Origin of the sequence: Actinophytocola sp., from assembly GCF_045807065.1 — a bacterium.
In the GTDB taxonomy this organism is placed as follows: Bacteria; Actinomycetota; Actinomycetes; order Mycobacteriales; family Pseudonocardiaceae; genus Actinophytocola.
The window spans coordinates 1-7,875 of record NZ_JBJMIE010000545.1 but is presented as its reverse complement, the minus strand read 5'-3'; the positions used below and the strand labels follow the sequence as shown (position 1 = coordinate 7,875).

Here is a 7,875-nt window from a genome sequence, read left to right as displayed (position 1 = left end):
TCCACCCCGTGGCCGCGCCGGCCGAGGACCGGTCATAGCCGCGGCGAGTCTCCGTCCTGGGCACGCGCGACCTCGGTCACCAGCTCGCTCGGCAGGATCGCGCGCAGTCGGTCGGCCTGCGCGCCGGTCACCGGCAGCTCGTCCGGGTACTCGACGGGCTCCGCCGCGCCGGGAGGGCGGATCGTGAACATCGCCGTGCCGGCCGCCGTGGCACCGAGCGTGTGGACGAGGTGCACGTGCTCCAGCGACTCCCACGGCACGGCGCGGTTCGCGGGCCGCCGGCCGGCGGAGGTGCCGGACAACCACACGTAGGACGGCGCGGCGAGCACGATCCCGGTCAGCGCCACCGGCTGGGTGCCGGCGTCCGCGGGCGCCCGCGCACCGCGGACCAGGCACACCGCGGCGACGCCGACGACCACCAGGTGACCCGGCACCGACGCCGCGCCCCACGGCCCGCGCGCCGGGAGAAGGTCCAGCAGCCACAACACGAACACGACGCCGACGTCCAGCAGGCCCAGTCCACCGGCCAGCGCCAGCACCCCACGGGTGCGCGGACCGAACGACGGGCTTCGCGGCCCCGGGGTCGGCCGCCCGATGGCCAGGTGCCCGGCCGGTTCGCCCACCGGGCGGCGGGGCACGTACCGCGGGAACGCCGCGACCACGAGCGCGACCGCGCCGAACGCCAGCTGCGCCAACGGGTTCAGGCCCACGGGCCCGGGGTCGACCGCCCACAGCCAGCCCGTCACCGCCGCCGCGAGGCCGCGGAGCGCGCCGGTGCACAGCAGGTACAGCCCCGCGACGGCGACCACGACTCCCGCCAGGCGGCGGGGGTGTCGCCACCGGCGGCGGGCCCACGCCAGCGCGAGCGCGGCGGCCGGGCCGAGGAGCAGGTACCCCACCTGCACGTACGCACCGGGACCGACCCGATCCACGCGGACCGTGAGCAACCCCGTGGCCTGGACCGCGCTGGTGCCGGCCAGCGTCGCGCCGCGCAGGTCGGCGCCGGAGATGTCCGCCTGCGTCAGGTTCGCGTCGGCGAGGTCGGCGCCCCGCAGGTCAGCGCGGCTCAGGTCGGCCTGGGTCAGGTCGGCACCACGCAGGTCGGCCTGGCTCAGGTCGGCGCCGGTCAGGTCAGCGCCGTGGAGGTCCGCGCCCGTCAGGTCGGCCCGGACCAGGTGGGCACCCGCGAGATCCGCGCAGGCCAGGTGGCCGTGCGGCGATCCGTGGTCCGGCACGGGTGTGAGCGACGGGCACGGGGTGGCCCCGAACAGGGACAGCGCGATCAGGCTACCGGCGATCAACATCGACGCCCCAGTCGACGACCTTGACACCGCACGGTTCCAGCAGCTCCCCCAGCGCCACGGCCACGTCCGGGCGGACGGGCCCGGACTCGACGCGGATCGCGGCACCGTTGTACAGCAACACTTCCAGGCGTGGGTCGGGGTCGCACCACAGCTGGATCGCGGTGACCTCGTCGAGCGCGTGCCGCCTGGTCGCCCACGGGCCGCGCAGCACCAGCAGGCGCGGCGAGTGTTGCAGCTCCAGCTCCAGCAAGCCGACCGACCGGACGGCGTGGTGCAGGCCGGCGACCAGCCGCACCAGGAACACCAGCGCGCAGAGGGCGACGAGCCACGGCCACGTCAGGCCCATCGGCACCAGGACCACGCCGAGCCCACCGGCCACGACCGCGGCGACCAGCGCGTCGAGCACGCAGGCGGCGACCCGCGGCAGGCGGGTTCCCCGCGTACCAACGGAAACCGAGGCGCCGCGCACCGACACGAGCTGTCCGTTTCGTTCCGACCGGGTTGGCAGGGCGCCGATACTAGACCGTCAGCCCTTGCGAGAAACGGAAAACGCCGGCCGGGTCGTACAGTTTCTTGATGGTGAGCAGGCGGGGCAGGTTCGCGCCGTAGTACGCCTGCGGCCAGTTGGTGAGGGCCAGGTCCGGGTAGTTCGGGTAGCTGCCGCCCGAGCCGAAGGGGCGGGTGAGCGCCCACGACCCGTTCACCCAGCCGGTCGCGGCGGCGCGGGTGTCGTCGGTGGCGCGGCACTCCGTCTGGACGGTGTGCTTCAGCAGGAACCGCGCGTGGCGGTGGGCGAAGGCGCCGCCGTACCGCGCGGACAGCTCGGCGCCCCATGGGATCAGCTCCAGGTCCCGGTACACGCCGGGCAGCCGGTCCCTGGCGAGGTACTCGGTCAGCTCGGCCAGTACCGGTCTGGGCATGGGTCCGCTGAAGAACTGCGTCCGCACCAGCTTCAGCGCCGGCCGCGTCTCGTCCTCCGGCAACCGGGGCAGCGTGTGGTCCACCGCGGTGCCGCCGTACCGCACCGCGTCCTTTGTGGACATCACGGTGCAGACCGACGTCGAGGTCGGCCCGGCGCGGTCGGTGAACGATGCCAGCACGGTGTGCGCGTCGGCCAGGTTCCCGACGACGACGCCGAACAACGTGACGCCCGGCTCGTTGTCACCGGCCCGCACGGAGAGCTGCAGGTTCACCTCGCGGGACGCGGCCGGCGCCAGGTGCTGCCAGGCGGCCACGACGTCCACCACCCGCTCGTAGGGCCAGGTCGCCTGGATGGCCGTCTGCGCGACCGAGAGCCGGGTCCGCAGCTCGACCGACAGCACCACGCCGAAGTTCCCGCCGCCGGCGCCCCGCAGCGCCCAGAACAGGTCGGGGTGCTCGGTGGCCGTGGCCCGCACGATCCGGCCACCGGCCAGCAGGACCCGCGCCGCGACCAGGTGGTCGGCACCGAGCCCGTAGTAGCGGCCCAGCACGCCGTACCCGCCGCCGAGCACCGCGCCGACCACGCCGACGGACCGGCACCAGCCCACCGGCACGACGAGCCCCAGCGGCGCCAGGGCGTCGGTGAGCGTGCCGATCCGCACGCCGGCGCCGACCACCACGGTCCCGTCCCGGACCTCGATCGTGGTGAGCCCGCTGAGATCCAGCACCATTCCGTCCGAAGTGGAGTGTTCGGCGAGGCTGTGCCCGCCGCCCCGGATGGCGAACGGACCGCCGGCCGCCATGTCGAGCGCCGTGGCCACGTCCTCCTCGGTGGCGCACTCGACGACGGCCCACGGCAGCACCTCGTCGGGCCGCCCGATGAACAGCTTCCGCGCCTGCTGGTAACCCGGGTCGCCCGGGCGATACGTGATCATGACCGCGGGCACCTCCGCGCGGCGGGCGGGCGGACCCGCCGCGCGGTGCCGGCACGGACCACTCCACGATCCGCGACGTACAACCCCTGCTCGGTTCGCGTGGGCATAGGTGCTCCCTCCTGGGTAGGGCAGGGGAGACACCAGCCTGACAGTCCGATCCGACCATCGCAACCGACCATTAGTCGTAGTGTGTGCCGGACCGAACCCCGCGACCACCCGGACGCGTTACCCGCTACCCGGCCGGGCATGCCCACAGCGTCGCCACCGGCACGCGGTCCGTGGTGACGCTGATGCCCGCCGTCGTTGACAAAACGGTGTCGCGGCGTCAGTCTGGGAGCGCTCCCAGACACCGTCGTCACGAGGACAGCCATGAGACGATCGCGCCCTGCCGCCTTCCTGGTCTTCGCTCTCGCAGCCGCCACGCAGGTCGGCGGCCCACCACCGGTCGCCACCGCGGACACGACGGTCGACGTCGCGGTCAACGCCCGCGCCGGCCTGGAGACCGTCAGCCCCACCGCGGTCGGCGTCAACCACGCGATCTGGGACACCTACCTCGGCACGCCCGAGGTCGCGGACCTGCTGAAGGGCGCGGGCGTCAAGGCCATGCGCTACCCCGGCGGCTCGTACTCCGACATCTACCACTGGCGCGACCACACCGCGCCGGGCGGCTTCGTCGCCCCGAACACCGACTTCGACCACTTCATGGCGGGCGTGCGCCGGGCCGGCGCGCAGCCGATCGTGACCGCCAACTACGGCACCGGCACGCCGGCCGAGGCCGCCGACTGGGTGCGGTCCGCCAACATCGACAAGGGCTACGGCGTCAAGTACTGGGAGATCGGCAACGAGAACTACGGCAACGGCCAGTACGGCTCGAACTGGGAGGCCGACGACCACGCCGACAAGAGCCCGACCCAGTACGCGACCCTGGTGCGGGACTACGCGACGGCGATGAAGGCCGTCGACCCCAGCATCAAGGTCGGCGCGGTGCTCACCACCCCCGGCGAGTGGCCGGACGGCATCACGGCGACCGGTGACACGGGCACGTGGAACCAGGTCGTGCTGGCCACGGCCGGTTCCGTGGTGGACTTCGCGATCGTGCACTGGTACCCGACCGGCTCGTCCGGCACCGAGGTGCTGCCGAAGACGGACCGGGTCGCCGACCAGGTCCGCCTGCTGCGTGCGCAGAGCCGCCAGTACGCCGGCAAGGAACTGCCGATCGCGGTGACCGAGCTGAACACGTCCTACGGCCGCAACACGCAGCCGGGCGCGCTGTTCGCGGCCGACTCGTACGCGACGCTGATGGCGAACGGCGTGTTCACCACCGACTGGTGGAACGTCCACAATGGACCGGACACGGCGGCCACCGTCGCCGGGCAGCCGGACTACAACGACTTCGGACTGCTGTCCAGCGGCACCTGCAACGCCGACGGGACGGTGTGCGAGCCGGCCCTCAACACGCCGTTCGCGCCGTACTACGGGTTGTCGATGGTGTCGAAGTTCGCGCGGCCCGGTGACCAGCTCCTCACGGCCGGCTCGTCCGACCCGCTGGTGAAGGCACACGCCGCGCGCCGCACCGACGGGGGGCTGTCGGTGTTGCTGGTCAACGAGGACCCGGACGCGGCGAAGACGGTCGCGCTGAGCTATGCCGGCTACACGCCGGCCCCGGACGCCCAGGTGCTGAGCTACGGCAACGGCGCCACGGCGATCACCACCGCTACGGGCCCGGCTCGCGCGGTGACGCTGCCGCCGTACTCGCTGACGACGCTCGTGCTGCGGCCGTCCACCACCCAGACCGCCCTGCCGGCGACCCCGAACCGCCCGACCGCGAGCGCCGTCACGGAGAACAGCGCCAAGATCACCTGGACGGCACCCGCGGCGTCCGGCGTGAAGTACGAGATCCACCGCCAGGTCGGCACGGCGACCGAGCAGTGGGGCGAGACCACGGGCCAGTCGTTCACCGTCGTGAACCTGAAGCCGGCGACCCGGTACACGGTCAACGTCCTGGCCCGCGACAACGCGGGACGGGTGTCGTGGGCGTCGCCGCCGCTGACGTTCCAGACTCCGAGCCCGGCGACGTCGGCCTGCACGGTCCACTTCGCGGAGACCACCGACTGGGGCAACGGCTACGTGGCCAACGTCGACGTCACGAACAACACCACCCATCCGCTGGACCCGTGGACACTGACGTTCACCTGGCCGACGACCTGGCAACGCGTGGACAGCGGCTGGAACGCGACGTGGTCCCAGACGGGCCAGACCGTGACCGTGGCGGGCACCGGTCCCCTGCCGGCGACCACCATGACAACCGTGGGCTTCGTCGGCAACTACCAGGGCCCGAACGTCCAACCGACGGCCTTCGCCGTGAACGGCACCCTCTGCTCCACGACCTGACGGGCCCCATCGGAACGCCGAACCTGGTGCCATGAAAGGCGCTTGACACGAGTTCATGCTTCGGACGGCGCGTTCGGGACGATCAAGGTCCTGAACGCGCCGTTCGTGGCATCGGGGATGTCCCGACCGCGCCCTTTCGAGGACAGCGAGGCCTCACCAGGTGTTGGGTGAGCGGCGAGGCCGGGCGCTGCGCGCGTCGGAGCCCTTGGGGTTCACCGCCGCGGCGGCCCTGGTGACCGTGAGGGTGCGCCTCGATGGCCGTGATCCGGTCGCCGAGCGGCAGAAGCACCCGTGCGCCGCGGCCGACGCCGCTCGGCGGAGTGTCCGGCGAGCCGCACGGTCCCGGCCGCCAGCTCCGCGTACGTGGACTGCCTGCGTGCGTCCGCGCCCCTGTCCCCGAAACGCGCGGCGTCGTCCGTCAGTGCGTGCACAGGCCACATGCGTCATCCCCCAGGATCACCTTCCCCGGCACGTTGCCGGGGTCGGCGATCTCTGGGGGAAGCTGCCGTCCGACCTGGAGCGGGTCGGACGGCAGCGGGTGTGTCAGCTGGAGACGGTCGCGAGGTGGTCCCGCAGGCCCTGGCCGAACGCCGTCGGTGTGCCGTTGTAGTCGGTGATCAGGGCCGGGCCGCTGGTGCACGGCCAGGTGTTCCACGTCCAGCCGAGGTATCCGACCCCGTGGGCGTCGGCCCAGCTCATCACCTGGTCGATGAACGAGTGGGCACAGGTGTTCTCGCCGATCTCGCTGATCGTGAGCGGCACCTGCGCGGCGACCGGGGCCCACTGGCTGTCCCAGCAGCTCGCGCTGATGCAGCCGTTGAAGTTGTACACGTGGGCGAACGCCATCAGGTTGTTCAGCGGGTCGGTCGGGCGGAACTGCAGCCACTGCGCGATGTTGTTCGACCAGGTCAGGCCGCCGACCATGACGACGTTCGTCGCGCCGGTGGCGCGGACCGCGTTGACCAGGCTCTGGAAGCCGGCCACCTGGTAGCCGATGCCCGGGCACGTGCCGCCGTCGCGGAAGCAGCGCCAGCCGGCCGTGACGTCACCGGCCGGGATGTCCGGGAACGGCTCGTTGAACAGGTCGAACACGACCGCGTCGTTGCCCTTGAAGGCGTTCGCGACGCCGGTCCAGAACTGCGGTCCGTACTGGGCGTCCGGCATCGGCTTCTGGCACAGGGCGATGAGGTCGGTGCAGTTCGCGCCCGAGCCGCCGTACTGGCCGTAGTTCCAGTGCATCTCGACGATCGGCGTGATGCCGGCCGCGATCAGCAGGTTGACGTAGTTGCGGACGTTCTGCTGGTAGGTCGCGCCACTCGCCCCGCCGGACGGCACGTCGGCCGTGCCGAGCCAGCACTCCTCGTTCAGCGGCACGCGCACCGCGCGGACCTTCCACGACCGGATCGCGGTGATCGACGCCTGGTCCATCGGGCCGTCCCACATCCCGTTGCCCTGGATGCAGGCGAACTCGCCGCCGGAGCGGTTGACGCCGAGCAGCCGGTAGGCCGTGCCGCTCGCGGTGAGCAGCCGGTTGCCGGCGACGTGCAGTGCCGGCGCCGCGCCGCTCTGTTGTCCGCCGACCGTCACGGTGACAGCGCTGGAGGCCGTGCCGCCCTGGTTGTCCGTCGCCTTGGCCGTGAGCGAGTAGCTGCCGGCGGCCACGTTGGAGAAGGTCGCGCTGTAGGGCGCGGAGGTGTCACTGGCGGTCTGCGAGCCGAGGGAGAAGTCCACGCGCGACACGGTGCCGTCCGGGTCGGACGCGTTCGCGGTGGTCGTGATCGTCGCCGGGGCGGCGAAGTTGGCACCGTTGGCCGGGCTCGTGACCGCGACGGTCGGGTTCTGGTTGCCCGGAGACGTCGAGCCGGTGCAGGCGACGTTGTTCAGCGAGAAGCTCGTCGGTTTCGGGTTGCTGCCGGTCCAGGTGCCGTTGAACCCGATCTGCGTTGACTGGTTCGTGCCCAGGTTTCCGTTGTAGGACAGGCTGGCCCCGGTCACGTCCGCACCCGACTGGGACCAGGTGGCGCCCCAGCCACCCGCCTGCACCTGCTGGCCGGCGGCGAAGCTGAACCGCAGTGTCCACGACGTGAGCGGGTCACCGAGGTTCTGGACCGTGACGCTGGCGCCGAAGCCGCCCTGACCGGGACCGGTGTTCCAGTCGTTGGACGTGTAGGTGACCTGACACCCCGCCGCGGCGACGGCCGGCGCGGGCGCGACCAGCGCCCCGCCCAAGGCCATCGCGGCGGCGAGGCCGATGATGGGGATCCGCGTTGATCTCGACATCAACTCGCCTCTCACACAGAGGTAGGACTGGAAGCGCTCCCACT

Annotated in this window: 5 protein-coding genes; 1 reads left to right on the top strand and 4 read right to left on the bottom strand. The window is 72.3% G+C overall.

Annotated features, from left to right (window positions below; translation table 11 throughout):
• Nucleotides 1-32: 32 nt before the first annotated feature.
• The 3 genes from ACJ73U_RS31895 to ACJ73U_RS31885 are packed head-to-tail and all read right to left on the bottom strand — an operon-like array spanning nt 33 to nt 3,160.
• Nucleotides 33-1,304 carry a pentapeptide repeat-containing protein gene (locus tag ACJ73U_RS31895; RefSeq protein WP_407781446.1) on the bottom strand — a complete coding sequence of 424 codons (1,272 nt, stop codon included), beginning with the start codon at nt 1,302-1,304 and terminating at the stop codon, nt 33-35.
• A complete protein-coding gene (locus ACJ73U_RS31890; protein ID WP_407781445.1) occupies nt 1,288-1,779 on the bottom strand; it encodes a hypothetical protein in 492 nt (163 codons plus the stop codon). The genes ACJ73U_RS31895 and ACJ73U_RS31890 overlap by 17 nt, the downstream gene beginning before the upstream one ends.
• A 43-nt stretch (nt 1,780-1,822) precedes the next feature.
• The gene (locus ACJ73U_RS31885; protein WP_407781444.1) at nt 1,823-3,160 is read right to left on the bottom strand and encodes an FAD-binding oxidoreductase; all 1,338 of its coding nucleotides are present in this window, start codon (nt 3,158-3,160) and stop codon (nt 1,823-1,825) included.
• Nucleotides 3,161-3,529: 369 nt separating this feature from the next.
• Between ACJ73U_RS31885 and ACJ73U_RS31880 the strand changes: the two genes are divergently transcribed.
• Entirely contained in the window at nt 3,530-5,551 is a 2,022-nt protein-coding gene (locus tag ACJ73U_RS31880; RefSeq protein ID WP_407781443.1) for a cellulose binding domain-containing protein, read from the top strand.
• A 543-nt stretch (nt 5,552-6,094) separates the two neighbouring features.
• On the opposite strand, the gene ACJ73U_RS31875 is transcribed toward ACJ73U_RS31880, so the two are convergent.
• The coding region (locus ACJ73U_RS31875; RefSeq protein WP_407781442.1) for a cellulase family glycosylhydrolase at nt 6,095-7,875 on the bottom strand (1,781 nt) is incomplete at its 5' end.